Source organism: Amycolatopsis sp. NBC_01286, assembly GCF_035982555.1.
In the GTDB taxonomy this organism is placed as follows: domain Bacteria; phylum Actinomycetota; class Actinomycetes; order Mycobacteriales; family Pseudonocardiaceae; genus Amycolatopsis.
The window spans coordinates 10,181,768-10,206,065 of the sequence record NZ_CP108428.1; the positions used below are offsets into that span (position 1 = coordinate 10,181,768).

Consider the following 24,298-nt stretch of genomic DNA (forward strand, 5'->3'; position numbering starts at 1 on the left):
CGTAAGTCGTGTGATTGGGGCCGGAACTCGCGAGTTCCGGCCCCAATCACGTAAGTTCCGGCCCTGATCACGCGGGTGGCGGGTTACGACACGTACTTGGCTCGCAGGTGGCGCTTGTACAGCTTGCCGTTCGGGTCTCGCGGCAGCTCGTCGAGGTAGTCGATCGACTTCGGCAGCTTGAACTTCGCCAGCCGCGTCGCCGCATAAGCCAGCAACTCGGCCGTGAGAGCGTCGGACGGCGTGACTCCGGGAGCCGGCTGGACTACGGCCTTGATCTCCTCGCCCCAGTCCTCGTGGGGGAGCCCGAAGACCGCGACGTCCGCTACCGATGGGTGCATCACCAGCTCGCCCTCGATCTCCGCCGGGTAGATGTTCACCCCGCCCGAGATGATCAGGTCCGCCTTGCGGTCGTGGAGGAACAAGTACCCGTCGGAGTCCAGGTGGCCCATGTCGCCCAGGGTGAACAGCTTGCCGACACGTGCGGCGGCCGTCTTGTCCGGGTCGTTGTGGTACGAGAACTCCGATGAGCCCATCTGCATGTACACCGTGCCCGTCTCGCCGGGCGGCAGGGAAACACCGGCGTCGTCCAGGACCTTGATCGTCGAGCCCGGCCACGGGAGGCCGACCGAGCCCGGCTTGCGCAGCCAGTCTTCGCCCGAGATCACCGTGCCGCCGCCCTCCGTGGCCGCGTAGTACTCCGTGACCACCGGGCCCCACCACGCCAGCATCTGGCGCTTGACCTCCAGCGGGCACGGCGCCGCGCCGTGGATCATCACCCGCAGCGACGAAAGGTCGTACTGGGACCGCACTGAGTCAGGCAGGCCCAGCAGCCGGCGGAACTGCGTCGGAACCATGTGGCTGTGCGTGACGTGGTGGCGCTCGATCAGGCGCAGCATGTCCTCGGCGTCCCAGCGGTCCATCAGCACCGCGGAATGCCCCAGCTGCAGCGAAATCGCCACGAAGTTCAGCACCGCCGTGTGGTACAGCGGCGAGCCGCACAGGTGCACGTGGTCGTCGTGCGGGCCGAGGCCGAACACGCCGAAGAACCACGTCGACGCCGCCGGCACCTCGTCCGGGTCGGTGCCCGTCAGGGGACGCCGGACGCCCTTGGGGCGGCCGGTCGTGCCGGACGTGTACAGCATCGGCGAGCCCGCCGTACGCCGTGCGGGACGTCCGTCGCCTTCGCCGGCGCCCAGCTCCTCGATCCGGCGGAAGCCGGGGACGTTGCCGACCGCGAAGCGCGCCGAAGCGGGCAACCCGGCTTCGTCGGCCGCGGCGATCGCGACGTCGGCGAAGCGCTCGTGCGCGAGGAACGCCTTCGCGCCGCTGTCGCCGATGATGTACGCGACCTCCGGGCCGATCAGGTGCCAGTTGACGACCACGACGTACAGCCCGGCCTGGATCGCGGCGAAGTAGGCCGCCACCAGTTCGTCGCCGTTCGGCTGGAGCAGCACGACGACGTCGCCGACGTCGAGGCCCAGCTCCTGCAGCCCCCGGGAGTACCGGTTGGCCTTCGCGGCCAGCTCGCCGTAGGACACGCCGCGGCCGTCCGGGTCGACCAGAGCCGTCTTCTCGGGCTCTTCCGCGGCGATGTTCCACAGGCCCAGCGTCTTCGCGGCAGTCGTCGTCATACCGCAAATCTAGAACGCGTTCCACCTACAGGCAACCGTCCGGCGGTGAATCTTGCCGACGAATCGAGAACGTGTTTCACTCAAGCCGTGACCGAGACACCGCTTGCGGCACCCCTCAACGTCGGCTTCGACTACACCCGCTCGACCGGGCCGGTGCTCGGCCGCTTCGTGAACGCGCTGCGTGAGCGCCGCATCGAGGGCATCCGCGGCAGCGACGGCCGGGTGCACGTCCCGCCGGTGGAGTACGACCCGGTGACGGCCGACCCGCTCAGCGAGTTCGTCCCGGTCGCCGAAGAAGGCACCGTCGTCTCCTGGTCGTGGTGCCCGCACCCCCTGGAAGGCCAGCCGCTGAGCCGCCCGTTCGCCTGGGCCCTGGTCAAGCTCGACGGCGCCGACACCGCGATGCTGCACGCCGTCGACGCCGGCTCGCCAGCGAACATCCACAGTGGACAGCGCGTCCGGGTCCGCTGGGCCGACGACACCGTCGGGCACATCCGCGACATCGCCTACTTCCTCCCCGCCGACGCCGCGGACACGACGCCGACCGAGCCCGCTCCCCCGGTCGCCGAACGCGAAGAGGGCGCGCCGGTCAGCATCGTCATCACGCCGGTGCACCTGCGCTACCAGCACTCCGCGTCGCCCGAGGAGAGCCGTTACCTGCGCGGCCTGGCCGAAGGCAAACTGATCGGCCAGCGCTGCCCCGCGTGCCAGAAGGTCTACATCCCGCCGCGCGGCTCCTGCCCGACCGACGGCGTGCCGACCACCGACGAGGTCGAGCTCCCCGACACCGGCATCGTGACGACGTTCTGCATCGTCAACGTCCCGTTCCTGGGCCAGCGGATCAAGCCGCCCTACGTCGCTGCGTACATCCTCCTGGACGGCGCCGACATCGCGTTCCTGCACCTCGTGCTCGGCTGCGACGCCAAGGACGTCCGGATGGGCCTGCGCGTGCGCGCCGCGTGGAAACCCCGCGACGAGTGGTGGACGTCGCTGGAGAACATCGACCACTTCGAGCCGACCGGCGAGCCGGACGCGGCTTACGAAACCTTCGCCCACCACCTGTGAGGTCCTGATGCCAGACGTCGCGATCGCGGGCTTCGCCCACGCGCCGAACGTCCGCGAGACCGCGGGCACCACCAACGGCGTGGAGATGCTCGTCCCCATCTTCGCCGAGGTCTTCGCGCAGACCGGACTGTCCAAGCAGGACATCGGGTTCTGGTGCTCCGGCTCCTCGGACTACCTGGCCGGGCGCGCGTTCTCGTTCATCGCCGCGGTCGACGCGATCGGCGCGTTCCCGCCGATCCACGAGTCGCACGTCGAGATGGACGCCGCCTGGGCGCTCTACGAGGCCTGGCTGAAGATCCGGATGGGCGAGGTCGAGACGGCGCTCGTCTACGGCTTCGGCAAGTCCAGCGCCGGGCAGCTGCGCCGGGTGCTCGCGTTACAGATGGACCCGTACGTCGTCACTCCACTGTGGCCGGACTCGATCTCGATCGCCGGTATCCAAGCCCGGATGGGTCTCGACGCCGGCCTGTGGTCCGAAAAGGACCTCGCCGAGGTCGCCGCGCGCAACCGGGACCTCGACGCCGCCGAGCTGCTGGACACGCCGTACGTCGCGGACCCGTTGCGCGCGCACGACATCGCGCCGATCACCGACGGCGCCGCCGTGATCGTCCTGTCCACTGTGGAGCGGGCGAAGGACATCGTCGAGCACCCGGCGGTGATCGCCGGGATCGAGCACCGGGTCGACTCCCCCGTGCTCGGCGCCCGCGACCTGACACGCTCGCCGTCGACCGAGATCGCGGCGAAGGCCCTCGACCTCGACGGCGTCGACCTCGCCGAGCTGCACGCGCCGTTCACGCACCAGGAGATCATCCTGCGCACCGCCCTCGGCCTCAAGGACAACGTGACCATCAACCCCTCGGGTGGCGCGCTGGCCGCGAACCCGATGTTCTCCGCCGGGCTCGCCCGCATCGGCGAAGCGGCGCGGCGGATCCACAGTGGAGAGTCCCGCAAGGCCGTGGCGCACGCGACGAGCGGCCCCGCCCTGCAGCAGAACCTCCTGGCCGTGCTGGAGGCACGATGACCAAGCAGCTCACGGCCGTGCTCGGCACCGGCCAGACGCACCACCGCGCCAAGCGCACCGACGTCTCGATGCCGGGCCTGCTGCGCGAGGCGATCGACCGCGCGATGATCGACGCCCAGGTCGGGTGGGCCGACATCGACGCCGTCGTGCTCGGCAAGGCGCCGGACCTGTTCGAGGGCGTCATGATGCCCGAACTGTTCCTCGCCGACGCACTGGGCGCGAACGGGAAACCGTTGCTGCGCGTGCACACCGCGGGCTCGGTCGGCGGGTCGACGGCGCTGGTCGCGGCGTCGCTCGTGCAGTCCGGCGTGCACCGCCGGGTGCTCACGGTGGCGTTCGAGAAGCAGTCCGAGTCGAACGCGATGTGGGGCCTGTCGATCCTGCCGCCGTTCCAGATGCCGGTCGGCGCCGGCGCGGGCGGCTACTTCGCGCCGCACGTCCGCTCCTACATCCGTCGCTCCGGCGCGCCCGAGCACATCGGCGCGATCGTCGCGGCGAAGGACCGCCGCAACGGCGCGCTCAACCCGTTCGCGCACCTGCGTCAGGCGGACATCACCGTCGAGTCGGTGCAGGCGTCGCAGATGCTGTGGGACCCGATCCGTTACGACGAGACCTGCCCGTCTTCGGACGGCGCGTGCGCGATGGTGCTCGGCGACGAGGCCGCCGGGGACGCCGTCGAAGGCGGCGCCGCCTGGATCCACGCGACGGCGATGCGCACCGAGCCCACCACGTTCGCCGGCCGCGACCAGGTCAACCCGCAGGCCGGGCGCGACGCCGCGGCCGCGTTGTGGGCCGAGGCGGGCATCAAGGACCCGATGTCCGAAGTGGACGTCGCCGAGATCTACGTGCCGTTCTCGTGGTTCGAGCCGATGTGGCTGGAGAACCTCGGGTTCGCCGCGGAGGGCGAAGGCTGGAAGGTCACCGAGGCGGGCGAGACGGCGATCGGCGGGCGGCTGCCGGTCAACCCGTCCGGCGGGGTGCTCTCGTCCAACCCGATCGGCGCGTCCGGCATGCTTCGCTTCTCCGAAGCCGCGAAGCAGGTCATGGGCCGCGCCGGGGACTACCAGGTGGACGGCGCGCGCGTCGCCCTCGGGCACGCCTACGGCGGCGGGTCGCAGTACTTCTCGATGTGGGTGGTCGGCGCCGCCAAGCCGCGTTGATACGCTCGACCCACCATGCCGAGACTCGCGGACCACGAACAACGCCGTCGCCAGATCGCCGAAGCCGTCTGGCGGATCGCCAGCGCGCGCGGGCTGGAAGACGTGTCGCTGCGCAAGGTCGCGGCCGAGGCCGGCGTCTCGCTGCGGCTCGTCCAGTACTACTTCGGCACGCGCAACGACCTGCTGCTGGGCGCACTCGAGATCCTCAACAAGGTCGCCGAGGAACACACCCGCGCCGAGGTCGGGCCGGAGGCGGACGCGACGCCGCGCCAGGTCCTGCGCACGATGCTGGTCGGGATGCTCCCGCTGGACGACGAGCGCCGCACGCGTTACCTCGTGCACCTGGCCTACTTCGTCCGCTCGCTGACCGACCCCGACCTCGCGACGGCGTTCAGCGCGGCGCCGCCGGAGCTGGAACGGCTGACCGCGGACCTGCTGGCCTGGGGGCAGCAACGCGGTGAGGTGCCGCCGGACCTCGAGCTGATGCCGGAGGCCGAGCTGCTCCTCTCGAGCGTCGACGGCCTGCAGACCAGCATCATCCTGGGCCAGCGCACCCCCGAGGCCGTGTTCGCACTGATCGACCACCAGCTCGGCCGGCTCTTCAGTCTCTCGAACGTCGCCACTTGAGTGCCAGCAGCGTCCCGAGCACCCCGGTCACGACGCCGACCGCGGCCGGCACCGCGACCGGCGGGTCCACCACGATCACCGGCTTCAGCTCCACCGGCGCCGGCGGCTGCACCGGCTTCGGCGGCGCGTCCGAACCGGTGGCCGTCCAGGCCGTGACGTAGACGAGCATCCGCGCGATCAGCGAGATGAAGAAGATCAGGCCGATCACCGAGCCGAACGCGATCCCCGTCGGCGAGCTGCCGATCAGCCGCAGGTAGAAGCCACCGGCCAGCTTGAGCGCCTCGAACCCGAGGGCCAGGGCGATCGCGCCGCGCACCGCGCTGCGCACGCCCACGGGCTGACGCGGCAGCCGGGTCAGCACCCAGAGGAACACCAGCCAGTCGGCGGCCAGCGAGAGCGGCACCGAGGACGCGGAGACGAGCTGGTGCCCCCAGCTCGTGTCGTCGAGGCCGGCCAGCCGGAGCAGGTAGCTGCCGAGCGCGGTGCCGGAGATGGTGATCGTGAACGACACCAGCAGCGCCGCCGTCAGGCCGAGCAACGCGAGCAGGTCGACGGCGATCAGCCGCGGCAGCGACTGGTCCGACCGGTTCTGCCCCCACAGCGCGGTGAGCGAGTCCCGCAGCGCGTTCATCCAGTTCCAGCCCGAGTAGAGGCCGATCACCAGACCGAACGCGCCGACGCTCGTCCGCTGGTCGACGAAGCCGGTGAGCAGGTCGGTGGCCTTGTCCCCCAGCCCGCCGGGCAGCGTGCTGACGATCGCGCGCACCATCGTGTCGAGCAGGTGCGGCTGGCTGGCCAGCACGAACCCGGCCACCGACGACGCCACCATCAGCAGCGGCACGAGCGACAGCAGGCTGAAGTAGGTGATCGACGCGACGTAGTGGTAGCCGCCGGTGTCGACGTAGCGGTTGGTCGCGCGGGCGATGTGGTCCAGCCACCGGTACCGGGCACGGGCCCGCGCCCAGGGGCTCGGGGCCTTGGGGGAACTCTTCACGGACACTGTTTACCCAGCCGGGACCCTCCTCGCGCACACAACACGCACTCTTGGCACCCCATCACCCGCTCGCCGGACGTGCGGGGGCCTCGGAGTGACCTCGGCCAGGGGCGTCAGCTGAGCGCGACCAGCTCGGACCAGTCGTCCTGGGGCAGCTCGGCGTCCGTCGTCGCGAACACCGAGCTGCCCAGGAAGTCCAGGCTGCAGCCGAGGGTGGCCAGGAACGACGTGTCCGCGGCGTCGCGGCCGGTGGAGATGCGGAGCATCGTCTGGCGCGGCGCGAGGTGCGTGGCGTCGAAGACGTACCAGTGGCCGTCGATCGCGGCCTCGAACACGGCGTGGAAGTCCATCGGCGACAGGCCGGGCGCATAGACGCCGACGTAGCGGGCCGGGATGTCGAAGAACCGGCAGAAGGTGACGCACACGTGCGCGAAGTCGCGGCAGACGCCTTCGCCGGCCAGGAGGGTGTCGATGGCGTCGTCGGTCGGCCGGGTGGCGCCGACGGTGTAGAGCAGCCGGTCGTTGACGTTCCGGACGATCGCGTCCACAGTGGACCGCGCGTCGGGGCGGCCGTACATCTCCGGCGTCGCCAGGCCGCCGATCCGGTCGGACGGGCAGTACCGGCTCGGCCGGGTGAACACGGCGATGTCGGCGAGGGTGACGGGCTCGGGTTCGGCCGCGGCCAGGTCGCGCTCGGCGTGGTAGGTGACGCGGTGCTCGCCGAGCGGCAGGTCGAAGACGTCGGCGCGGGTACCGTGCTCGAACAGGACGGCTTCGCTCCCGCCGTCCCAGGAGACGGTCAGGTCCTCGGTGTCGGCGTTCGCCGCCGCGACCGAGATCGCCGCCCGGCCGGGTTCGGTGACACGGATGGTGAACTCGACGTCGACACTCGCTCGCGGGGCCATCGCGCCATGATGACAGCCGGGCCGCGTGCGACCATCACCCCGTGGTGAACATCGTGGTCTTCCATTCGGTGCTGGGGCTCCGGCCGGTCGAGCTCGGCGCGGCCGAACGGCTGCGGGCGGCCGGGCACGACGTCGTCACGCCCGACCTCTACGCCGGCTCGACCGCGCCCACGCTCGAGGAGGGCTTCGCCCTGATGGACCACGTCGGCTGGACGACGATCAGCGATCGCGCGTCCGACGCGGTGCGCGACCTGCCGCCCGCCACCGTGCTGCTGGGGGTGTCGATGGGCTGCGGCGTCGTCCAGGGCGTCCTCCCGGACCGTCCCGCCGCGGCGGGAGTCCTGCTGCTGCACGCGTTGGGGGCCATCCCGGCGTCGGCGCGCGTCGGCCTGCCGGTGCAGGTGCACGTCGCCGACCCGGACCCGATCGCACCGCCGGCCGAGGTCGCCGCCTGGCGAGCGGCCAACCCCACGGCCGCGGTGTTCACCTACCCCGGCGCCGGCCACTTCTACACCGACGCCGAGGGTCCCGACCACGACGAAGCCGCGTCCGCTCTCACCTGGCAGCGGGTGCTCGGCTTCCTCCGGACGCTGCCTCAGGCGTAGCGGACCGGGTAGTGCTTGATGCCGTTGAGCCAGCTGGAGCGCAGGCGCACCGGGGGTTCCGCTTCGGTGATGTCCGGCATCACGTCGGCGATGGCGTTGAAGATCAGGTCGATCTCCAGCCGGGCGAGGTTGGCGCCGATGCAGTAGTGCGAACCGGTTCCGCCGAAGCCGACGTGCGGGTTGTCCTCCCGCATGATGTCGAACTTCTCCGCGTCTTCGAACACGTCGGGGTCGAAGTTGGCGGAGCTGTAGAACATCCCGACGCGGTCGCCCCGCTTGATCTGCGCGCCGCCCAGCTCGGTGTCGCGGGTGGCGGTGCGCTGGAAGGCGACCACCGGGGTGGCCCAGCGGACGATCTCGTCGGGCGCGGTCTTCGGGCGCTGCTCCTTGAACAGCTCCCACTGGGCCGGGTGGTCCAGGAACGCCTTCATGCCGTGCGTGATCGCGTTGCGCGTGGTCTCGTTGCCGGCCACCGCGAGCAGGATGACGAAGAAGCCGAACTCGTCGGAGCCCAGCGCCTCGCCGTCGACGTCGGCCTCGATCAGCTTGGTGACGATGTCGTCCATCGGGCACTTGCGACGGTCCTCGGCCATGTTCCAGGCGTAGCCGATGAGCTGGGTCGACGCCTCGAGCGGCTCGAGCTGGTACTCGGGATCGTCGTAGGCGACCATCTGGTTGGACCAGTCGAAGATCTTGAGCCGGTCCTCCTGCGGGACGCCGATCAGTTCGGCGATCGCCTGCAGCGGCAGCTCGCAGGCGACGTCGGTGACGAAGTCGCCCGTGCCCTTCTTCTTCGCCTCGAACACGATCTTCGCGGCGCGGTCCCGCAGCGTGTCCTCGAGCTTGGCGATCGAGCGCGGGGTGAAGCCCTTCGACACGATCCGCCGCAGCTTGGTGTGCTGGGGGGCGTCCATGTTGAGCAGGACCAGGCGGTTCGCGTTGAGGCGGTCCTCGGTCATGCTCTCGTCGAAGCGGATGATCGCGGTCTTCTCGCTCGACGAGTAGAGCGTGCTGTCGCGGGAGACCTCCTTGACGTCCGCGTGCCGCGAGACGACCCAATAGCCGTCGTCACCGAAGCCCGCGGTGTTGTTCTTCTGGGGGTTCCACCACACGGGGGCGGTCCGCCGGAGCTCGGCGAACTCGGCCAGGGGCAGCCGATGGGCGTAGAGGTCCGGGTCCGTGAAGTCGAAACCGGCGGGGATGAGCGGAGCGGCCACGTTGCCTCCCACGGTTCGCCTTGTGAAACACGTTCTAAGCGGATTTAAGCATACGGTGTTAACAAGCGGAAGGGCGTTCAGTGAAACCTGTTAACTTGACCGATGAGGCCAGGTGAACGAGCGCTCACTCGGCCAAGATCGAGATCACGCCCGCGCTGCGGCGTCTTGCATCGAACGATAACTTGTTCTAGTTTTTGGGCTACTGAACAGTCTTCCCGATGAACTTCCCGACGAAGGGGACCAGATGGGCGTGCCGGTCATCGTCGAAGCCGTGCGGACCCCGATCGGCAAGCGGGGCGGCCTGCTGGCCGGCCTGCACGCGGCCGAGCTGCTGGGGGCCGCGCAGCTGGCCCTGCTGGACCGCGCCGGGATCGACCCGGCGCTGGTCGAGCAGCTGATCGGCGGCTGCGTCACGCAGGCCGGCGAGCAGTCGAGCAACGTCACGCGCACCGCGTGGCTGCACGCGGGCCTGCCGGAGACGGCGGGCGCGACGACGATCGACGCCCAGTGCGGCTCCGCGCAGCAGGCCACGCACCTGATCGCCGGCCTGATCGCGGCGGACGCCATCGACGTCGGCGTCGCCTGCGGGGTCGAGGCGATGAGCCGCGTCCCCCTGGGGACGAACCGCGCGGGCGGCTCCCCCCGGCCGGCGTCGTGGTCGATCGACCTCCCGAACCAGTACGGCGCGGCGGAGCGCATCGCGGTGCGCCGGGGCTTGACGCGCGCCGACGTCGACGCGTTCGGAGCTGCGTCCCAGCAAAAAGCGGCGGCCGCGTGGGAGGCCGGCCACTTCGACCGCGAGGTGGCGCCGGTGAAGGCCCCGGTCCTCGACGCGTCGGGCGAACCGACCGGCGAAACCCGGCTGATCACCCGGGACCAAGGCCTGCGCGAGACGACGGCCGAGGGCCTGGCCCGCCTCAAGCCGGTGGTCGAGGACGGCATCCACACGGCGGGCACGTCATCCCAGATCTCCGACGGCGCGGCGGCCCTGCTGCTGATGGACTCCACGCGCGCCGAGGCCCTGGGCCTGCGCCCCCGGGCCCGGATCATCGCGCAGGCACTGGTCGGCGCGGAGCCGTACTACCACCTGGACGGCCCGATCCGCGCGACGGAGCGGGTGCTGACACGCGCGGGCATGACGATCGCCGACCCGGACCTGTTCGAGGTCAACGAAGCGTTCGCCTCGGTGCCGCTGTCGTGGCAGCGAACACTCTCGCCGGACGAGTCCCGAGTCAACGTCAACGGCGGCGCGATCGCCCTGGGCCACCCGGTGGGCAGCACGGGAGCGCGCCTGCTGACGACGGCACTGCACGAGCTGGAGCGCCGGGACGCCGCGACGGCGCTGGTGACGATGTGCGCCGGCGGCGCGCTGGCGACGGCGACGATCATCGAACGCCTCTGACTCGCGATCCCGGGCAGCCACCGAGTTGGCCGCTCCTGCCGGTGTGTTGCGCTCCGGTCGGCGAGTTGATCGCTCCAGTCGACGAGTTGATCGCTCCAGTCGCAGGGTTGGCCACTCCAGTCAGTGTGTTGGCTGCTCCGGTCGCCGGGTGACCGCTCCCGGCGATGTGTCGACCGATTGGGTCACCGTGTTGGCCGCTCCAGTCGCCGAGTTGGCCGCCCCGATTGCCGAGTTGGCCGCTCCGGTTAGCGTGTTGGCCGCTCCGGTAGTCGAGTCGGCGATGCCCGTGCGGCCGAGGTGACCGCACGTCGTCATCAGTTCAGCTTTGCCTTGCTGCCAAACGCATCCCCTTCCCCCGACGCCCGTCCTCCGTTACTCCACCACCTCTGCGGGACCGTTGCCTGGCCTCGCGAACTTCACCGTTCCCCGCCCCTCCCTCCAGCTCTCCACGAAGAGCGTGTCCTCCGCCACCCAGGTCAGCACGACCTCCCTGAGGTCCAGCCGGAACAGGTGGCACGGCTCGTCGTTTCCTTGCAGTGCCGCGATCTCCGCCTTGTCCGTCAGCTCCGCCACCACACCCGCCAGCTTCGCGTCGCCGCCCTCTTCCATGCCCGGGTACGCGTGGATCGCGAACCTGTTGTCACGGCGCAGGTCGAGGGCCTTCAGCGCGTCCAGCATCGATCCGATGTAGGCCTCCGCGCCGCGGAAGTCCACCTCGGAGCCGCTCACCCGTGGTGCGCCGTCGCGGCGCACTGTGGCCAGTACGTGCGACTTCTCCGCCGTGAACCGTGCGTGCACCCGCGTAGCCAGCGAAGGTGACTGCGCCGAGAACTCCTGCCAACTCGTCATGCCCAGCAGCGTCCCACCCACCACCGACAGTTTCAGAGCCCGCCCACGACGAGGTGAACGAACGTCCCGGACAGCCCGTAGGTGCTGACCCCGGCCAACGCCCGCCCCGGGTGGGGCCATTCGGCTGGTGACGACGCGAGTTCCAGACCTGCCCAGGCGACCGCCGATGTCGGACGTGGGCAGTGCAGGGTGGCCGGAATCCGCCGTTCGCGGACCACCATCGCCGTCTTGATCAAGCCCGCCAGGCCGCCCGCGGCCTCCGGGTGGCCGATGTTCGACTTCACCGAACCCACCAGGCACGGCTGCCCCGGCGGCCGTCCGGCGCCGATCGCCTCGCTGAGCGCCCGCAGCTCGATGACGTCGCCCGCCGGGGCCGCGTTGCCGTGTGCCTCCACGTAGCCGATCTCCGTGGGCGCGATCCCCGCCTGCGCGCACGCCCGGGCGATCACCTGCAGGTAGCCCTCCACAGAAGGCGCGATGATCGCCTTGGCCGTGCGGCCCTTGCTCGCCTGGGCGCTGCCCAGGATCAGCGCGTGGACGCGGTCGCCGTCGGCCAGGGCCTGGCCCAGGCGCTTGAGGACGACGACGCCCGCGCCGTCGCTGCGGACGAAACCGTCCGCGTCCTCGTCGCCGAAACGGCAGCGTCCGGTCGGCGACAGCATCCCCGCCGCCGAGTAACCGAGCGTGTGGTCGGTGCCCAGGACCAGGCTGACACCGCCCGCCACCGCCGTGTCGCACTCCCCCGTGCGCAGGCTCTGGCACGCGAGGTGCACGGCCAGCGTGCCCGACGAACACGCCGCGTCGACCGTGGCGCACGGGCCGCGCAGGTCCCACGCGTAGCTGATCCGCCCGGACGCCATGCTCCGCGCCGCCGCGCCCGCGATCGCGTACATGTCGGCCGTGCCCTGAAGACCGTCCCAGTGCTCGCCCGTGCTCTGCCCCATGAAGACGCCGATCTCGCGGCCCTCGACGCCGTCGAGCCCGGCGTCGGCCAGCGCGTCGCGCGTGGTCGTCAGGAGGACGCGGTGCTGCGGGTCGAGCACCGCCGCTTCCCGTTCGCTCACGCCGAAGAACCCCGGGTCGAACTCTTCGGAGCCGACGAAACCGCCCGCCAGGCTGACGAGCCGGCCGCGACGGCGGGGTACCGGGTCGTACAGCTCCGCCGCGTCGAACCGGCCGCCCGGCGCGGCGCCGGCGACCGCGTCCACGCGCGTGTCGAGCAGCTCCCAGAGCGCGTCCGGGCCGGCCGCGCCGGGGAACCGGCAGCCCATGCCGACGATCGCGATCGGCTCGTTCATCGTTCTCCCAAAGATGTCCACTGTGGACGGCGGATTCACCCGTCCGTGGCAGCGCGGGTTCCCGCGGCCGCGCACACCCTATGTGATCATTCAGGCCGCCCGGGTGATCGCCTCGGCGATCTCCCCTTCCCCGGAGGAATCCCCGTTATGTGTGGCATCGCGGGCTGGGCCGACCCCAGCTGCCCGCTCCCGGACGGCGGCATGACCGTGCACCGGATGACCGAGACCCTCGCCGCCCGCGGGCCGGACGACTCCGGCGTCTGGGCGGCCGCGCACGTCGCGTTCGGGCACCGCCGGCTCGCCGTGCTCGACCCCGCGAACGGCCGCCAGCCGATGGTGGCCTACGACGACCAGGACGAGGCCACGATCGTCCTGTCCTACAGCGGCGAGGTGTTCAACCACCGCGAACTGCGCGTCGAACTGGAGCTGCTGGGGCACAAGTTCCGCACGCACACCGACACGGAAGTCGTGCTGCACGCCTGCCTGGAGTGGGGCACGGACGCCCCGCGACGGCTCGACGGCATGTTCGCCTTCGCCGTCTGGGACGCGCCGCGCCGCCGGTTGCTGCTGGTCCGCGACCGGCTCGGCGTCAAACCGCTCTGCTACGCACGGCACGGCGACGGCGTCCTGTTCGCTTCCGAGCCCAAGGCGCTGTTCGCGTCCGGCCTGGTCGCCCCGGCCGTCGACGAGGACGGCCTGCGCGACTTCCTGGCGTCGGTCCGCACCCCAGGTACGACGCTCCACCAGGGCGTCCGCGAAGTCCGGCCGGGCACGATGCTGCTGGTCGACGCCGACGGCGTCCGCGAGCGCCGGTACTGGTCACTGGACGCGCAGCCGCATGAGGACGACCTCGCCACGACCGTCGAGCGGATCCGCGAACTCCTCGAAGACATCACCGAACGGCACGTCCGGGCCGACGTCCCGCTCGGCGCACTGCTGTCGGGCGGCCTCGATTCGAGCGCGCTCGCCGCGCTGGGCCAACGGTTCACGAACGCGCCTCTGCGCACCTTCTCCGTCGGCTTCGCCGGCGAGTTCGTGCCCGACGCCCTGCGCGCCACGCCGGACGCGCCCTACGTGCGGGACGTCGTCGCGCACTGCGGGCTCGACCACCGTGACCTGGTGCTCGGATCGGCGGCGCTGGCCGATCCGGCGGTGCGCCGGGCCGTCGTCCACGCGCGGGACGCGCCCGCGACCGGCGACATGGACACGTCGCTGTTCCTGCTGTTCAAGGCGGTCCGCGAGCATTCGACGGTGGCGCTGTCCGGGGAGAGCGCCGACGAGGTCTTCGGCGGCTACCCGTGGTTCCACCAGCCGCTCGCCGACGGCTATCCGTGGCGTTACTTCGCCGGCCGCAGCGGGACGTACCTCGCGCTGCTGCGCGACGACGTCGCCGCGGAACTCGCCATCGGCGCCCATCGCGAAGCGCACTACCGGCAGGCGCTCGCCGAAGTTCCGGTGCTGCCGGGGGAAACGGCCGAGCGGCGCCGGATGCGTGAGGTCGTCCACCTGCACCTGACGCGCTGGCTGCCGGACCTGCTCGACCGCAAGGATCGGCTCAGCATGGCCGTCGGCCTGGAGGTCCGGGTGCCGTTCTGCGACCACCGGCTCGTCGAGTACGCCTTCAACACGCCTTGGTCGCACCACACTTTCGACGGCCGGGAGAAGTCGCTGCTGCGGGCGGCGGTGGCCGATCTGCTCCCGCGCAGCGTCACCGAGCGGGTCAAGGCGCCCTACCCGGCGACGCACGATCCGGCCTACGACGTCGCGATCCGCGCGCAGGCCGCGGATCTGCTGGCCACGCCGAACGCGCCGGTCTGGACGTACCTCGACCCGGCGCGGCTGAGCGAGCGCCTGGCGCGCCCGGAGACCGACCGGGCGACGCGCGCGGGCATCGACTTCGCGCTCAACCTGGACCTCTGGCTGACGCGCTAACCGGGCAGGTGCGCGTCGACCTCGATCTCGATCTTCATGCGCGGGTCGGCCAGACCGGCCTCCAGCATCGTCGCGGCCGGGCGGACCTCGGCGAACGCCTTGCGCAGCACCGGCCAGCACGGCTCGAAGTCCGCCCGCGACGGCAGTACGTACCGCACCCGGACGACGTCGGCGAAGGTGCAACCGGCCTCCGTCAGGGCGGCCTCGATGTTGTGGAGGCACTGGGCGGCCTGCTCGACGACGTCGTCGGAGATCGTCATCGTCGAGTAGTCGAAGCCGGTGGTGCCGGAGACGTACACGCGGCCGCCGTCGACGACCGCGCGGGCGTAGCCGATCTGCTCCTCGAAGGTGGAGCCGCTGAGAATGGTTTGACGCGCCATACGCGCACGCTAGCGGCCCGCGCCAACCGAATTATCCGGCGCCGTAGACCGGTTCCGGGTCCGCCGACTCCGCCAGCAGTTCGGCCACCACCGGGCCCAGCTCCACGGGGGCCCACCGCGCGCCTTTGTCGCGTTGCGGGCCGGGGCGCCAGCCGTCCGCGAGGCCGACGCGGCCGCCGTCCACCTCGAAGACCCGGCCCGTCACCGACGAAGATTCCGTGCTGCCCAGCCAGACCACCAGCGGGGAGACGTTCTCCGGGGCCATCGCGTCGAAGCCGTCGTCGGGGGCGGCCATGTCGAACGTCGTCTCGGTCATCCGGGTCCGGGCGGCCGGGGCGATCGCGTTGACCGTGACGCCGTAGCGGCCGAACTCCGCGGCCGCGACCGTGGTCAGCCCGAGGATGCCCGCCTTCGCCGCCGAGTAGTTGCCCTGGCCGACGCTGCCGAGCAGGCCCGCGCCGGAACTCGTGTTGATCACCCGCGCGGCCCGCGTGCGGCCGGCCTTCGCCTCAGTGCGCCAGTACTCCGCCGCGTGCCGCAGGGGCGCGAAATGGCCTTTGAGGTGCACGCGGACGACCGCGTCCCACTCGTCCTCAGCGAGGTTGACCAGCATCCGGTCACGCAGGAAGCCCGCGTTGTTGACCAGGACGTCGAGGCCGCCGAACGCATCCAGAGCCGCCCGAATCAGCGAGGCCGCGCCCTCCCACGAAGCGACGTCGTCGGTGTTCGCCACCGCTTCGCCGCCGGCCGCGCGGATCTCGTCGACCACCTGCTGCGCCGGGCCCGCTTCGCCGCCACGGCCGTCCAGCGCCGCGCCCAGGTCGTTGACGACCACCCGCGCGCCCTCGGCGGCGAACGCGAGCGCGTGCGCCCGGCCGATCCCCCGCCCGGCGCCGGTGACGACCACGACGCGTCCTTCGACCAGCTTCATTCCTTCTCCTCCATCGCGTCTTCCAGGGCACCGAGAAATGCCGGACGCTCGCCGCCGCCGTGCACCACGAGCCGCGCGCCGCTGACGTAGGACGCCAGCGGTGAAGCCAGGAACACCGCGCACGCGCCGACTTCCGCCGGTTCGGCGAGCCGGCCGAGCGGCACGGTCGCGCCGAGCGCCGCGGGGTCGCCGTACCCGTCGTCCGTGCGCACCATGCCGACGTCGAGCGCGTTGACCCGCACCTTCGGCGCCCATTCGACGGCGAGGGTGCTGGTCAGGTTGTCGAGCCCCGCCTTCGCCGCGCCGTAGGACGCGGTCCCCGGCGATGGCCGCAGCGCGCTCACGCTGCTGATGTTGACGATCGAGCCGCCCCGGTCCTGGCCCTGCATCACGGCGTTCGCGGCGCGCGAGACGATCAGCGGCGCCAGGAGGTTCAGCCCGACGACCTTCTCGTGGAAGCGCGGCGACGCCGTCGACGTGTCCGCGAAGGGCGCGCCGCCCGCGTTGTTCACCAGGACGTCCAGCCGCCCGAAGCGCGCCACGATCTCCGCGACCAGGGCGTCGACGGCGTCCGGATCCCGGATGTCACAAGGGAAGAACGCCTCCCCCGGCGACGACTCCGGCGTCCGCCGGGCGCAGGTCACGACCCGCGCGCCCGCCTGGTCGAAGGCGTGCGAGATGCCGAGGCCGACCCCGCGGACGCCCCCGGTCACCAGGACGACCGCGCCGTCCAGGCCGAGTTCGAGTGTCACCTGCGACCTCCCGCTTTTGTCGTCCCGATGCTAACGTACCAAGCAAGTGCTAGGTTGTTAACCGCGAGAGGTGCCGATGACGGTTTCGACGCACACCCCGGAGCCCGGGATCGCCGTGGTCACCGTGGCCGCTCCCCCGGTGAACGCGCTGACCGTGCGCGGCTGGTTCGACCTCGCCGAGGCCATCGAAAAGGCCGGTCGGGACCCGGCCGTGCACGTCGTCGTGCTGCGCGCGGAGGGCCGCGGGTTCAACGCGGGCGTCGACATCAAGGAGATCCAGCGCGACCCGGGGTACGACGCGCTGATCGGCGCGAACGAGGGCTGCGCGGCGGCGTTCTCGGCGGTGTACGACTGCCTCGTGCCGGTGATCGTCGCGGTGCAAGGGTTCTGCCTCGGCGGCGGTGTCGGGCTGGCCGGCAACGCGGACATCGTCGTGGCCAGCGAAGACGCCGAGTTCGGACTGCCCGAAGTGGACCGTGGCGCGCTCGGCGCGGCAACACACCTGGCGCGGCTCGTGCCGCAGCACCTCATGCGCGCCCTGTACTACACGGCGTCGAAGATCAGCGCGCAGCAGCTGCACCACCACGGTTCGGTGTTCGCGGTGGTGCCGCGCGAAGAACTCGACGAAACCGCGCTCGGCGTCGCCCGGCAGATCGCCGCGAAGGACACGCGTGTGATCCGCGCGGCAAAGCAGGCCATCAACGGCATCGACGTCCAGCCCGTGCACCGCAGCTACCGGTTCGAGCAGGGGTTCACGTTCCAGCTCAACCTCGCCGGTGTCTCGGACGGGGCGCGTCAGGAGTTCTTGGAGAAGGGAAAGCCTTGAGCGACAAGCGGATGAGCGCCGACGACGTCGTCGGCGAACTGCGCGACGGCATGACGCTCGGCATCGGCGGCTGGGGGTCGCGGCGCAAGCCGATGGCGCTGATCCGGGCCATCCTGCGGTCGCCGTTGAAGGACCTCACGGTCGTCTCCTACGGCGGCCCGGACGTCGGGCTGCTGGCCTCCGCGGGTAAGCTGAAAAGGCTGGTTTTCGGGTTCGTGACGCTCGATTCGGTGCCGTTCGACCCGTGGTTCAACCGGGTCCGCGAAGCCGGGTCGATCGAGGTCACCGAGTACGACGAAGGCATCCTCGGGACCGGGCTTTCCGCGGCTGCGCAACGGCTTCCGTTCCTGCCGACGCGCGCCGGGCTCGGCTCCGACGTCATGACGTTCTCGCCGTCGCTGAAGACCGTCCGCTCGCCTTACGAGGACAGCGAGGAGCTGCTGGCCGTGCCCGCGCTGCGCCTCGACGCGGCGCTCGTGCACCTCAACCGCGCGGACGCCCGCGGCAACGCGCAGTACCTCGGCCCGGACCCGTACTTCGACGAGCTGTTCGCGCTCGCCGCCGACAAGTGTTACGTGTCAACGGAAAAGGTCATCCCCACCAGCGAGTTGACGGCGACGGCACCCGTGCAGAGCCTGCTGCTCAACCGCGCGAGCGTGCACGGCGTCGTCGAAACCCCGCGCGGCGCGCACTTCACGTCCGCCGCACCGGATTACGGGCGCGACGAACGGTTCCAGCGGCACTACGCGGCCGCGGCGAAGGACCCGGACGCCTGGCCGGCGTTCGCGGACCGGTTCCTGGCCGGCGACGAGACGGACTACCAGCGGGCCGTCACGCGGTTCGCGGAGGAGGCGGCATGACGCGCGCGGACGTCGCGGTCGTCGCGTGCGCGGAGCTGTTCCGCGGCGACGGCGAGATCCTGATCAGCCCGATGGGGTACGTCCCGGCGCTCGGCGCGCGGCTCGCGCGGCTGACGTTCGAGCCGGACCTGTTGCTGTCGGACGGCGAGGCCTATCTGCTCGAAAGCCCCGTCGGCGAGCCGGTGATCGAGGGCTGGCAGCCGTTCCGGAAGGTCCTGGACACCGTGGTGCCGCACGGGAAGCGGCACGTCGTGATGGGCGCCAACCAGGTCGACCGGCACGGCAACCAGAACATCTCCGCCATCGGCGACCACCAGAAGCCGAAGAAGCAGCTGCTCGGCGTGCGCGGCGGGCCGGGCAACACGGCCAACCACCGCACCAGCTACTGGGTACCGCGGCACAGCACCCGGGTGTTCGTCGAAGACGTCGATGTCGTGTCCGGCGTCGGGTACGCCCGGGCGGGGGCGGCGGGGTTGCGCTACCACGACGTCCACCGCGTGGTGACGAACCTCGGCGTGCTCGACTTCGGCGGGCCGGACCACGCGGCGCGGCTGGTGTCGACGCACCCCGGCGTCACGGTCGAGGACGTCGTCGCGGCGACCGGGTTCCCGCTGGTCACCGAGGGCGTCGCGGTGTCGAGAAAGCCGACCGGCGAGGAGCTGGAGCTGATCGCCCAGCTGGACCCGAAGTCGTTGCGGGAGAAGGAAGTCCCCGAATGAAGACGCGGCTGACCGAGCTGACCGGCGTCCGGCACCCGGTCGTCCAGACGGGGATGGGCTGGGTGGCCGGGCCGCGGCTGGTGTCGGCGACCGCGGAGGGCGGCGGGCTCGGCATCCTCGGCTCCGCGACGATGACGTTCGACGAGCTCGAAGCCGCCGTCAAGGAGGTGAAGAGCCGGACGTCCGCGCCGTTCGGGGTCAACCTGCGCGCGGACGCCGACGACGCCGGCCGCCGCGTCGACCTGCTGATCCGCGAGAACGTCCGGGTCGCGTCGTTCGCGTTGGCACCCAAGAAGGACATGATCGCGAAGCTGAAGGACCACGGCGTCGTCGTCGTGCCGTCGGTGGGCGCGGCGCGGCACGCCGAGAAGGTGGCGTCGTGGGGCGCGGACGCCGTCGTCGTCCAGGGCGGCGAGGGCGGCGGGCACACCGGCGGGGTGGCCACGACGTTGCTGCTGCCGTCGGTGCTGGACGCCGTCGACATCCCGGTGGTCGCGGCGGGCGGGTTCTTCGACGGCCGCGGGCTGGCCGCGGCGCTGGCCTACGGCGCGGCCGGGATCGGCATGGGCACGCGGTTCCTGCTGACGCGGGAGAGCACGGTGCCGGACGCCGTCAAGCAGGCCTACCTGGCGCGGGACCTGAACGGCACCGTCGTCACCCGGAAGGTGGATGGCCTCCCTCACCGTGTGTTGCGAACGGGACTGGTCGACGGACTGGAGGCGTCCGGGACGCTCGGCGGACTCGGCCGGGCCGCGGCGAACGCCGTCCGGTTCCGGCGGCTGAGCGGGCTCTCGTGGACGTCGCTGCTGCGCGAGGGCGTCCGGATGAAGCGAAGCGGGCAGCGGACGTGGGCGCAGGTGCTGATGGCTGCGAACACGCCGATGCTGCTGCGCGCGGGGCTCGTCGACGGCGACCTCGGGGCCGGCGTGCTGGCGTCCGGGCAGGTCGTCGGGCTGCTCGCGGATCTCCCCCGGGTGGGTGACCTGATCGAACGGATCGTGGCCGACGCCGAAGGAATCCTGCGCGGGCTGTGTGCTTGACTTTCCGGCATGATCTCGGAAAGCCGTTGCCCGGTGGAGGACGGTGAGCTCCAGGTCCGCCGCGGCGGCGAGGGGCCGGTGCTGCTGCTGATCGCGGGCGGTACCGGATCGGGTGACGCCTACCGGGCGCTGGCGAAGCACCTGTACGAGCACTTCACGGTCGTCACGTACGACCGGCGCGGCCACTTCGCCAGCACGGACACCACGACGGGCCCGGTCCCGGTGTCGCTGCAGGCCGACGACGCGCTGGCGGTGCTGAACCACGTGACGGCCGTGCCGGCCCAGGTGTTCGGCTCGAGCGCGGGCGCGCTGATCGGCCTCGACCTGGTGGCTCGCCACCCGGACAGCGTCACGACGCTGGTCGCGCACGAGCCCCCGGCGGTCCACCTGATGCCGGACGCGAGCGGCTGGCTCGACGCGGCGGCCGAGCAGGTCCGGTTGGCCCGTTCGGGTGACCTGATCGGCGCGGTGACCCGGTTCGCGGACGCGATCGCCGGGGCGGCGCTGCCGAACCTGCCCAACATCCGCCTGCCCCACGAGGCCGACTGGATCCGGCTGTTCGACCGCGAGCTGACGCCGTTCTTCGACTACCTGCCGGACCTGCGCGCCCTGCGCCGGGCGAGCACGGAGATCCTCCCGGTGGCGGGCGAAGGCAGTCGAGGCCGCTACCACTACCAGCCGGCGAAGATCCTGGCGCTGGAACTGGGCTTGCCGTTCACGGAGACGCCGGGAGCACACCTGGCACCACAGCGAAACCCGGCGAAGTTCGCGGCGGCGTTGCGGGACCTGCTGACCCCGGACACGGTCTGACTCGCACGCCGTGTCGTCGCGTCAATCACGCGAGCCGGCGCCCCGATCACGCGAGCCGGCGCCCTGATCACATGAGCCGACCATCCAGGCACGCCGGCCGACCCTCCGGGTACGCGAGCCGACCGTCCGGGCACGCGAGCCGACCATCCAGGCACGTTCGCGGCCGCATGGCGGGATCTGCTTTTTCCCGAAGCCTGACCTCGGCAGCCCCCCCGCCCTTCCCTTGGGGGGCGTCCCCAGGTCCAGTCTATCGGCGGAGCACGACAATCCGGCCGCGCGTGGCCTCCACGGCCGGAGTTGTCCACATCTGCCCCGGCCTGTGGACGGCGCCGCACAGCGACCGAGAATCGGCCGTGCCTAGACGGACCACACGCGTGCTTGTACAGACGACACACGTGACCAGACGGACGACACGCGTGCTTGTACGGACGACACGCGTGATCAGGGGGACGACACAGCGTCAGACCACCCGGGTGCCGTCCTTCCAGACCTCGCGGATGTTCGAAGCCAGCCCCGGGAAGTCGTACGGGTCTCCCGATACCACCACCAGGTCCGCCCGCAGTCCTGTCTCGATGCGGCCCAGCTCGCCGTCCAGGCCCATGAGCCGTGCCGCTGACGATGTCGTCGCCTCCAGGACATCGCCCGGGGTCATGCCGCACGCCGCCATCAGGGCCAGTTCCTCCAGGTTCGTGCCGTGCGGGCCGACGCCGCTGTCGGTGCCCATCGCGATGCGGACGCCCGCCGCGTACGCGCGGCGCACCGAATCGCGGTGGGCCTCCACCACCTCGCGGGCCTTCGCGACGACCGACGCGGGCAGGTCGACGCCCGCGTCGGCCGCGCGGACCACGTTCACCGGGGCGATCAGCGTCGGGACCAGCCACGTGCCGTGGCCGAGCATCAGCTCGATCGCCTCGTCGTCCAGGTAGATGCCGTGCTCGATCGAGCGGACGCCCGCGCGGACCGCGTTCTTGATGCCCGCCGACCCCTGGGCGTGCGCCATCACCGGCCGGCCCTGCATCGCCGCCTCGGCGACCAGGACCTCCAGCTCCGCCGGCGTGAACTGCGAGTGCCGCGGGTCGTCACGCGGTGAGAGCACCCCGCCGGTCGTGCACACCTTCAGCACGTCCGCGCCCGCGCGCAGCAGCGTGCGGGCGACGCGGCGCATCTCGTCGGGTCCGTCGGCCGTCGCGTCCGGGCGGCCCGGGTGCGGCACCAGCAGCGGGACGCACATCCCGGACGGGCTCCACGCGTCGCCGTGGCCGCCGGTCTGGCTGATCAGCCCGATCGAGATCTGCAGCCGCGGCCCCGGGATCAGGCCGTCGTCCACCGCCTGCTTGATGCCGAGGTCCGCGCCGGAGGCGTCGCGGACCGTCGTGATGCCCAGCCCGAGCGTCGCCCACAGGTTCCGCGCGGCCTCGTAGAACTGGTAGGAAAACGGTTTCTGCACCCGCGCCAGCAGCCCGATGTCCGACACCGTGACGTGCACGTGGCAGTCGAACAGCCCCGGCAGCAGCACCGCGCCGGCGCAGTCGACGCCCTCGTCGCCGTCCAGGTCCGTCCCGACTTCGACGATCCGGCCGTGCTCGACGGCGACGTCGGCCGCCGCCGGGTCCGAGCCGGTGCCGTCGAACACCGAACCGCCGGTGAACACCGTGCGAGTCACGCCGCCTCCTGGGGAGAAGCCTGTCGTTGGACCAGAGCGGCCAGGGCGAGGACGACGACGTTCGCGCCGAGCCCGACCAAGCCCACGTTGACGGTGCCGACCAGGTGAGTGTCCACAAAGGTCAGCCAGCTGACGACGAGCTCGCCGGCGATCAGCCCGGCGAGCACCGGGCCCTTGCCGACCGGCACGCGCCGGAAGAAGCCCAGCAGGTTGGCCGGGGCCAGCTGGACCGACCCCGAATAAGTGAGCAGCAGCAGGTTGGCCAGCAGATCCGGCCGGAAGATGCCGAGCACGAGGGCAAGAGTACTCGCGACCACAACCGTGCCGTGGTTGATCCAGAACTGCTTGCGGCCACTGCGGACACGGACTATGTTGCGCGCCACCAGCGACGAGATGCCGATCAGGATCCCGGCCGCCGGGACCATCGCGGTGGCCGTCGCGGCGACCACGACGATGCCCGTCACCCAGCCCGGCAGCGCGTCCTTCGACAGCGTCAGCAGTACGCCGTTCGGGTCACTCCCTTTGGGCACCACGAGGATCGCGGCGAACCCGATGACCATCGGCAGCAGCAGGCACAGCTCGTACACCGGCATCCAGGCGTAGTTGCGCCGCAGCACCTTCGGGTCGCGCGCCGACATCAACGCCGGCCACGAGTGCGGCAGCGTCATCAGGCCGACGCCGATGGCGCTGACCAGCATGCTCGTGATGAACCAGACGTGGTCGTTCGCTCCACTGTGGACGATCAGCTTCTCGGGGTGCAGCTGCTCGATCTTGTGGAACACCGCCGGGATCCCGCCCGCGAAGTGCGTCGGCACGGCGATGATGAGCACCACCAGCGCGACCAGCATGATGCCGTCCTTGAAGTAGGACGTCGCCGCGACGCCGCGCAGCCCGGCCCACAGCACGAACGCGACGATCAGCACGCTGCCGGTCACCATGCTGAGCGTGCCGGACGCGTTGTCGCCGGTGACCAGCCGGACGATCAGGCCGAGCCCGGTGATCTGCAGCTGCAGGTAGGGCAGCACGAACACGACGCCGAGCACCGCCGACAGCGTGCCGAGCGCCCGGCTGGAGTAGCGGTCCTCGAGGAAGTCGCCCTGGGTGAGGTAGCCGCGGTCCTTCCCCATCGTCCACAGCCGCTTGGCCAGGAAGAACAGCACGACGTAGGCGATCGGCACGTACGGCAGCGCGTACATCGCGGCGACGCCGCCGGAGAACGCGAGCCCGGCCATGCCGAGGAAGGTGAAGGTGGTGAACACCTCCCCCGCCTGCAGGAACCACATGGTCATGGCGCCGAAGCGGCGGCCGCCGACGGTCCACTCCGCCAGGTCGGCGACGGGCTTGCGGCGGCCGACGAAGCCGAGCACGCCGATCAGGACGATGCCCACCAGGGTGAAGGTGAGGATCACGCGTCGTCCTCCTCCCCCGCCGCGCGCAGCAGCCGTTCCGACAGCAGCAGCGCCGGGGTGAACATCAGGCACCAGAACGCGCCCCACACGACCATCCGCGGCAGCCCGAGCCACAGCCCGGTCGTGTTGACGAACGGCAGGAACGGCATCAGGACCAGCGCGAGCACCGGGAGCAACGGCGGCCAGTGGTAGCGGCGCACGG

Annotated in this window: 24 protein-coding genes; 12 read left to right on the plus strand and 12 right to left on the minus strand. The window is 71.3% G+C overall.

Annotated features, from left to right (window positions below; all coding sequences use genetic code 11):
- Positions 1-83 precede the first annotated feature (83 nt).
- Positions 84-1,631: an acyl-CoA synthetase gene (locus OG570_RS45850; RefSeq protein WP_326954837.1), complete on the minus strand. Its 1,548-nt coding sequence runs from the start codon at positions 1,629-1,631 to the stop codon at positions 84-86.
- A gap of 87 nt (positions 1,632-1,718) precedes the next feature.
- On the opposite strand from OG570_RS45850, the gene OG570_RS45855 reads away from it, so the two are divergent.
- From OG570_RS45855 to OG570_RS45870, 4 genes are read left to right on the plus strand one after another with little or no spacing between them, the layout of a single operon-like run.
- Positions 1,719-2,696: a Zn-ribbon domain-containing OB-fold protein gene (locus OG570_RS45855; RefSeq protein ID WP_326954838.1), complete on the plus strand. Its 978-nt coding sequence runs from the start codon at positions 1,719-1,721 to the stop codon at positions 2,694-2,696.
- Between the two features lie 7 nt (positions 2,697-2,703).
- Positions 2,704-3,717: a thiolase domain-containing protein gene (locus tag OG570_RS45860; RefSeq protein ID WP_326954839.1), complete on the plus strand. Its 1,014-nt coding sequence runs from the start codon at positions 2,704-2,706 to the stop codon at positions 3,715-3,717.
- Positions 3,714-4,877 (plus strand): thiolase domain-containing protein, encoded by a 1,164-nt coding sequence (locus tag OG570_RS45865; RefSeq protein ID WP_326947648.1) that lies wholly within the window; start codon positions 3,714-3,716, stop codon positions 4,875-4,877. Before OG570_RS45860 ends, OG570_RS45865 begins: the two co-directional genes overlap by 4 nt.
- A gap of 15 nt (positions 4,878-4,892) precedes the next feature.
- Positions 4,893-5,504: a TetR/AcrR family transcriptional regulator gene (locus OG570_RS45870; protein WP_326947647.1), complete on the plus strand. Its 612-nt coding sequence runs from the start codon at positions 4,893-4,895 to the stop codon at positions 5,502-5,504.
- Here OG570_RS45870 and OG570_RS45875 read toward each other — a convergent pair.
- Complete coding sequence (locus OG570_RS45875; RefSeq protein ID WP_247063424.1) at positions 5,479-6,498, minus strand: YhjD/YihY/BrkB family envelope integrity protein; 1,020 nt, start codon at positions 6,496-6,498, stop codon at positions 5,479-5,481. The two genes, OG570_RS45870 and OG570_RS45875, sit on opposite strands and share 26 nt — an antisense overlap.
- Positions 6,499-6,611: 113 nt before the next feature.
- The gene (locus OG570_RS45880) at positions 6,612-7,403 is read right to left on the minus strand and encodes a transglutaminase-like domain-containing protein (RefSeq protein WP_247063422.1); all 792 of its coding nucleotides are present in this window, start codon (positions 7,401-7,403) and stop codon (positions 6,612-6,614) included.
- 41 nt (positions 7,404-7,444) lie between these two features.
- On the opposite strand from OG570_RS45880, the gene OG570_RS45885 reads away from it, so the two are divergent.
- Positions 7,445-8,008 (plus strand): dienelactone hydrolase family protein, encoded by a 564-nt coding sequence (locus OG570_RS45885; RefSeq protein ID WP_326954840.1) that lies wholly within the window; start codon positions 7,445-7,447, stop codon positions 8,006-8,008.
- Here the strand turns inward: OG570_RS45885 and OG570_RS45890 are convergent.
- Positions 7,999-9,225: a cytochrome P450 gene (locus OG570_RS45890; protein ID WP_326954841.1), complete on the minus strand. Its 1,227-nt coding sequence runs from the start codon at positions 9,223-9,225 to the stop codon at positions 7,999-8,001. The two genes, OG570_RS45885 and OG570_RS45890, sit on opposite strands and share 10 nt — an antisense overlap.
- 244 nt (positions 9,226-9,469) lie before the next feature.
- Between OG570_RS45890 and OG570_RS45895 the strand changes: the two genes are divergently transcribed.
- Entirely contained in the window at positions 9,470-10,627 is a 1,158-nt protein-coding gene (locus OG570_RS45895) for a steroid 3-ketoacyl-CoA thiolase (protein WP_326954842.1), read from the plus strand.
- Positions 10,628-10,999: 372 nt separating this feature from the next.
- On the opposite strand, the gene OG570_RS45900 is transcribed toward OG570_RS45895, so the two are convergent.
- Positions 11,000-11,497 carry a pyridoxamine 5'-phosphate oxidase family protein gene (locus OG570_RS45900; protein ID WP_326954843.1) on the minus strand — a complete coding sequence of 166 codons (498 nt, stop codon included), beginning with the start codon at positions 11,495-11,497 and terminating at the stop codon, positions 11,000-11,002.
- A gap of 11 nt (positions 11,498-11,508) precedes the next feature.
- A complete protein-coding gene (locus OG570_RS45905; RefSeq protein ID WP_326954844.1) occupies positions 11,509-12,774 on the minus strand; it encodes a beta-ketoacyl [acyl carrier protein] synthase domain-containing protein in 1,266 nt (421 codons plus the stop codon).
- A 147-nt stretch (positions 12,775-12,921) separates the two neighbouring features.
- Here OG570_RS45905 and asnB point away from each other — a divergent pair, with 147 nt between their 5' ends.
- Positions 12,922-14,706 (plus strand): asparagine synthase (glutamine-hydrolyzing), encoded by a 1,785-nt coding sequence (asnB, locus tag OG570_RS45910; protein ID WP_326954845.1) that lies wholly within the window; start codon positions 12,922-12,924, stop codon positions 14,704-14,706.
- On the opposite strand, the gene OG570_RS45915 is transcribed toward asnB, so the two are convergent.
- From OG570_RS45915 to OG570_RS45925, 3 genes are read right to left on the minus strand one after another with little or no spacing between them, the layout of a single operon-like run.
- Positions 14,703-15,086, minus strand: coding sequence for a RidA family protein (locus tag OG570_RS45915; RefSeq protein WP_326954846.1), 384 nt, complete (start codon positions 15,084-15,086; stop codon positions 14,703-14,705). The genes asnB and OG570_RS45915 overlap by 4 nt on opposite strands.
- Positions 15,087-15,117: 31 nt before the next feature.
- Positions 15,118-16,017: an SDR family oxidoreductase gene (locus tag OG570_RS45920; protein ID WP_326954847.1), complete on the minus strand. Its 900-nt coding sequence runs from the start codon at positions 16,015-16,017 to the stop codon at positions 15,118-15,120.
- A complete protein-coding gene (locus OG570_RS45925; RefSeq protein WP_326954848.1) occupies positions 16,014-16,769 on the minus strand; it encodes an SDR family oxidoreductase in 756 nt (251 codons plus the stop codon). Before OG570_RS45925 ends, OG570_RS45920 begins: the two co-directional genes overlap by 4 nt.
- Positions 16,770-16,845: 76 nt before the next feature.
- Between OG570_RS45925 and OG570_RS45930 the strand changes: the two genes are divergently transcribed.
- The 5 genes from OG570_RS45930 to OG570_RS45950 are packed head-to-tail and all read left to right on the plus strand — an operon-like array spanning position 16,846 to position 21,024.
- Entirely contained in the window at positions 16,846-17,595 is a 750-nt protein-coding gene (locus OG570_RS45930) for an enoyl-CoA hydratase family protein (protein ID WP_326954849.1), read from the plus strand.
- Positions 17,592-18,455 (plus strand): CoA transferase subunit A, encoded by an 864-nt coding sequence (locus tag OG570_RS45935; protein WP_326954850.1) that lies wholly within the window; start codon positions 17,592-17,594, stop codon positions 18,453-18,455. The genes OG570_RS45930 and OG570_RS45935 overlap by 4 nt, the downstream gene beginning before the upstream one ends.
- A complete protein-coding gene (locus OG570_RS45940; RefSeq protein WP_326954851.1) occupies positions 18,452-19,174 on the plus strand; it encodes a CoA-transferase subunit beta in 723 nt (240 codons plus the stop codon). The genes OG570_RS45935 and OG570_RS45940 overlap by 4 nt, the downstream gene beginning before the upstream one ends.
- Complete coding sequence (locus OG570_RS45945; RefSeq protein WP_326954852.1) at positions 19,171-20,214, plus strand: NAD(P)H-dependent flavin oxidoreductase; 1,044 nt, start codon at positions 19,171-19,173, stop codon at positions 20,212-20,214. Before OG570_RS45940 ends, OG570_RS45945 begins: the two co-directional genes overlap by 4 nt.
- 9 nt (positions 20,215-20,223) lie before the next feature.
- A complete protein-coding gene (locus OG570_RS45950) occupies positions 20,224-21,024 on the plus strand; it encodes an alpha/beta fold hydrolase (protein WP_326954853.1) in 801 nt (266 codons plus the stop codon).
- A 460-nt stretch (positions 21,025-21,484) separates the two neighbouring features.
- On the opposite strand, the gene OG570_RS45955 is transcribed toward OG570_RS45950, so the two are convergent.
- Genes OG570_RS45955 through OG570_RS45965 form a run of 3 tightly spaced genes read right to left on the minus strand, consistent with a single transcriptional unit; the run spans position 21,485 to position 24,296 of the window.
- The gene (locus tag OG570_RS45955; protein WP_326954854.1) at positions 21,485-22,687 is read right to left on the minus strand and encodes a metal-dependent hydrolase family protein; all 1,203 of its coding nucleotides are present in this window, start codon (positions 22,685-22,687) and stop codon (positions 21,485-21,487) included.
- Positions 22,684-24,096, minus strand: coding sequence for a sodium:solute symporter family protein (locus tag OG570_RS45960; protein WP_326947630.1), 1,413 nt, complete (start codon positions 24,094-24,096; stop codon positions 22,684-22,686). The genes OG570_RS45955 and OG570_RS45960 overlap by 4 nt, the downstream gene beginning before the upstream one ends.
- Positions 24,093-24,296: a hypothetical protein gene (locus OG570_RS45965; protein WP_247063390.1), complete on the minus strand. Its 204-nt coding sequence runs from the start codon at positions 24,294-24,296 to the stop codon at positions 24,093-24,095. Before OG570_RS45965 ends, OG570_RS45960 begins: the two co-directional genes overlap by 4 nt.
- Positions 24,297-24,298: the final 2 nt, after the last annotated feature.

Coding starts and splice junctions, on each gene's coding strand:
- OG570_RS45850 (WP_326954837.1), bottom strand. CDS start 1,631: ATGACGACGACTGCCGCGAAGACGCTGGGCCTGTGGAACATCGCCGCG.
- OG570_RS45860 (WP_326954839.1), top strand. CDS start 2,704: ATGCCAGACGTCGCGATCGCGGGCTTCGCCCACGCGCCGAACGTCCGC.
- OG570_RS45865 (WP_326947648.1), top strand. CDS start 3,714: ATGACCAAGCAGCTCACGGCCGTGCTCGGCACCGGCCAGACGCACCAC.
- OG570_RS45870 (WP_326947647.1), top strand. CDS start 4,893: ATGCCGAGACTCGCGGACCACGAACAACGCCGTCGCCAGATCGCCGAA.
- OG570_RS45880 (WP_247063422.1), bottom strand. CDS start 7,403: ATGGCCCCGCGAGCGAGTGTCGACGTCGAGTTCACCATCCGTGTCACC.
- OG570_RS45895 (WP_326954842.1), top strand. CDS start 9,470: ATGGGCGTGCCGGTCATCGTCGAAGCCGTGCGGACCCCGATCGGCAAG.
- OG570_RS45905 (WP_326954844.1), bottom strand. CDS start 12,774: ATGAACGAGCCGATCGCGATCGTCGGCATGGGCTGCCGGTTCCCCGGC.
- asnB (WP_326954845.1), top strand. CDS start 12,922: ATGTGTGGCATCGCGGGCTGGGCCGACCCCAGCTGCCCGCTCCCGGAC.
- OG570_RS45915 (WP_326954846.1), bottom strand. CDS start 15,086: ATGGCGCGTCAAACCATTCTCAGCGGCTCCACCTTCGAGGAGCAGATC.
- OG570_RS45920 (WP_326954847.1), bottom strand. CDS start 16,017: ATGAAGCTGGTCGAAGGACGCGTCGTGGTCGTCACCGGCGCCGGGCGG.
- OG570_RS45930 (WP_326954849.1), top strand. CDS start 16,846: ATGACGGTTTCGACGCACACCCCGGAGCCCGGGATCGCCGTGGTCACC.
- OG570_RS45940 (WP_326954851.1), top strand. CDS start 18,452: ATGACGCGCGCGGACGTCGCGGTCGTCGCGTGCGCGGAGCTGTTCCGC.
- OG570_RS45945 (WP_326954852.1), top strand. CDS start 19,171: ATGAAGACGCGGCTGACCGAGCTGACCGGCGTCCGGCACCCGGTCGTC.
- OG570_RS45950 (WP_326954853.1), top strand. CDS start 20,224: ATGATCTCGGAAAGCCGTTGCCCGGTGGAGGACGGTGAGCTCCAGGTC.